Annotated in this window: 4 protein-coding genes; all 4 read right to left on the bottom strand. The window is 75.9% G+C overall.

The window, feature by feature from the left end:
* Positions 1–39: 39 nt before the first annotated feature.
* Positions 40–1,329 carry an N-acetylglucosamine-6-phosphate deacetylase gene (locus tag ACFWEK_RS20500; protein WP_430555233.1) on the bottom strand — a complete coding sequence of 430 codons (1,290 nt, stop codon included), beginning with the start codon at positions 1,327–1,329 and terminating at the stop codon, positions 40–42.
* A 61-nt stretch (positions 1,330–1,390) separates the two neighbouring features.
* Positions 1,391–2,086, bottom strand: coding sequence for an endonuclease NucS (gene nucS, locus ACFWEK_RS20495; RefSeq protein WP_430548358.1), 696 nt, complete (start codon positions 2,084–2,086; stop codon positions 1,391–1,393).
* Positions 2,087–2,126: 40 nt separating this feature from the next.
* The gene (locus ACFWEK_RS20490; protein ID WP_430548357.1) at positions 2,127–2,546 is read right to left on the bottom strand and encodes a DUF2550 domain-containing protein; all 420 of its coding nucleotides are present in this window, start codon (positions 2,544–2,546) and stop codon (positions 2,127–2,129) included.
* An 11-nt stretch (positions 2,547–2,557) separates the two neighbouring features.
* On the bottom strand, positions 2,558–2,842 hold the full coding sequence (locus ACFWEK_RS20485) for a F0F1 ATP synthase subunit epsilon (RefSeq protein ID WP_380327012.1): 285 nt from the start codon (positions 2,840–2,842) through the stop codon (positions 2,558–2,560).
* Positions 2,843–2,901: the final 59 nt, after the last annotated feature.

Raw genomic sequence — 2,901 nt, 5'->3', positions numbered from 1 at the left:
GGATCGCGTGCCGGAGAGCAGTGCTGCGGAGGGTCGCGCTCAGCCGAGCGGCACGTCGACGCCGCCGCGCAGCACGCGCCGCACGCGCAGGTCGCCGTCCGTGACGACGACGTCTGCGCGCCGCCCCACCACGAGGCCGCCGACGTCGGTGAGGCCCAGCACGCGCGCCGGGACCCAGGACGCGGAGCGCACGGCGTCGACGAGCGGGACGCCCGCCGCGACGGTGTCGCGCACGACGTCGACCAGGTGCGCCGTGCCGCCCGCGATCGCGCCGCCGTCGGGGTCGCCCGGGTCGGTGAGGCGGGCGACCCCGTCGCGCACGGTCACCGCCATCGGTCCCAGCTCGTAGGTCCCGTCCGCCATGCCGGCCGCCGCCATCGCGTCCGTGACGAGCGCGACCCGGTCGGCCCCGACCGTCTCCACGACCGTCCGCACGGTCGCCGGCGCCAGGTGGACGCCGTCGGCGATCAGCTCCACGACGAGCTGGCCACGGGCGGCGGCCGCGAGGCACGCGGCGATCGGCCCCGGCGCCCGGTGGTGCAGGGGGCGCATGCCGTTGAACAGGTGGGTGGCCGTCATCTCGCGCTCGGGCGCCTCGCCGACCTCCGCGGCGGCCGCGAGGGCCGCGGCGACCTGCGCGACGAGCACCTCCGCCTGCTCCGTGGTGGCGTCGGTGTGCCCGAGGGACGGCACGACCCCGGCGGCCACCAGCGCGTCGGCCGCGCCGTCGGCCCCGACCACGCCGTCGACCTCGGGGGCCACGGTCATGGTGCGCAGGTGCCCGCGCGACGCCTCGACGAGGTCGCGCACGAGGCGGACGTCGCCCGGGACGAGGTCGTCAGGGCTCTGCGCGCCGCGCCGCTCGTGCGACAGGAACGGCCCCTCCGCGTGGATCCCCGCGATCTCACCCGCGTCGGCGAGGTCGGCGAGCAGGGCCGCCCGGGCCAGCAGGGTCTCGCGGTCGGCCGTGACGAGGGAGGCGAGCATCGTCGTGGTGCCGTGCCGGCGGTGCTCGAGCACCGCGACCAGCGCGTCGTCGGCGGTCGTCGCGTCGGGGAAGCCGACGCCGCCCCCGCCGTGGTTGTGCAGGTCCACGAGGCCGGGCAGCAGCACGGTGCCGGCCTCGGGGGCGGGGGCCGCGGCCACCGCCGCGGCGACCTCCGCGTCGGCGTGCTCGGCCGCCGCGGCCGGTCCCACCCAGCGCACGAGGCCGTCGGCGACGACGACCGCGCCGTCTCCGACGTCGTCCTGCGGGGTCACGACGCGGCCGCGCAGCGCGACCGGCGCGCCGGGCTCGGAGACAGGGGCCGTGGGGGTGGCAGCGCTCATGGGCCCATCCTGCCGCAGGGCCATTGGATTGCGAAACCTTCCTGACAAACCCCTGGGGGCCTCAGAAGAGGCGCGAGTCCACGTCGTCCACGCCGCGCATCGCGTCGTAGTCGAGCACCAGGCACTCGATCCCCCGGTCCGTCGCGAGCACGCGCGCCTGCGGCTTGATCTCCTGCGCGGCGAAGACGCCGCGCACCGGGGCGAGCAGCGGGTCGCGGTTGAGGAGCTCGAGGTAGCGGGTCAGCTGCTCGACGCCGTCGATGTCGCCGCGGCGCTTGAGCTCGATCGCCACGGTCGCGCCGGCGGCGTCGCGGGCCAGGATGTCGACCGGTCCGATCGCCGTCATGTACTCGCGGCGCACGAGGGAGTGGCCCGCGCCGAGGAGGTGGATCTGTGCGGCCAGCAGCTCCTGCAGGTGCGCCTCCACGCCGTCCTTCACGAGGCCCGGGTCGACGCCGAGGTCGTGGGCGGAGTCGTGCTCCACCTCGTGCAGCTCGATCTCGAGGCGGTCGTCGGACTTCTGGTGCTGCACCGTCCAGACCTGGGTGACGCCGCGCCCCCGCGCCTCGTCGTCGGGCTCGCCGACCGCCGTCGAGCACGGCGGGCTCATCCAGTTGAGCGGCTTGTACGAGCCGCCGTCGGAGTGCAGCAGCACGCTGCCGTCCGCCTTGACGACGAGGAGCCGCGTGGCCAGCGGCAGGTGGGCGGTGAGCCGGCCGGTGTATCGGGCCGAGCAGCGGGCGACGACGAGACGCACGGTCCCCCTCTTCGTTCGTGGCGGGTGCTGTGGCGGTGCTCTACAGGACCAGGTCGCGGCGCCCCGGGGGCGCGGACTCGAGCCACGACGCGAGCCCGGCGTACGCGCCGGAGGACATCAGCAGCTCGAAGTCGGTGCCGTCGTAGCGGCAGCGCACCAGCACCTGGTCCGGCTGGCCGGCCTGGTCGAGCGGGGCCCGTCCGGTGATCGAGAGCCCGTCGCGTCGCCAGACGCGCGCCGGGCGCGGCGCGAGCGACCATCCGCGCCACCAGTCGATACGGCCCACGGCGTAGTGGGCGATCCCCACCATCCACGCGGCCTGCGGGTCGTCCGCGGGCCGGGCATGGCAGGGGAAGGAGCCGACCCTCCGGGAGAGGGTCCGCAGGCGGGAGGCGCCGGCGGCGAGCACCAGTCCGAGCGCGACGACGAGAGCCACCGCGGTCCAGACTGCGTACGCCACCGGCACCTGCCTCAGCGCAGCGCCGGCTCGCGGCCGGACAGCTCCGAGACCTCGTCGACGACGATCGTCACGAGGTTGCCGTCGACGGAGACGAAGCCGCCGGTGACGTGCGCCTCGACCGCGGTCCCGTGGGCCGTCGACACCTTGACCGTGCCCGGGCGCAGCACCGCGAGGAGCGGGGCGTGGCCGGCGAGGATGCCGACCTGGCCGTCGACGGACGGGGCGCTCACCTCGCGCGCCGCGCCGGACCAGACCTTGCGGTCGGACGCGACGAGGTCCACGTTCAGCTCTGCCATCTCCATGTCCTCTTTCCGATCGTGCGGGGTTCGTCAGGCGGTCGCGTCGTCCCGCCGGG

Source organism: Isoptericola sp. NPDC060257, from assembly GCF_042726645.1.
Lineage (GTDB): Bacteria > Actinomycetota > Actinomycetes > Actinomycetales > Cellulomonadaceae > Isoptericola > Isoptericola nanjingensis.
Note: the sequence above shows the minus strand (reverse complement) of the source record. Positions and strands in the feature narration are given on the sequence as shown.

Bases quoted from the DNA above. Each gene is read 5' to 3' on its own strand.
- ACFWEK_RS20500 (WP_430555233.1), bottom strand. From the start codon at position 1,329: ATGAGCGCTGCCACCCCCACGGCCCCTGTCTCCGAGCCCGGCGCGCCG.
- ACFWEK_RS20485 (WP_380327012.1), bottom strand. From the start codon at position 2,842: ATGGCAGAGCTGAACGTGGACCTCGTCGCGTCCGACCGCAAGGTCTGG.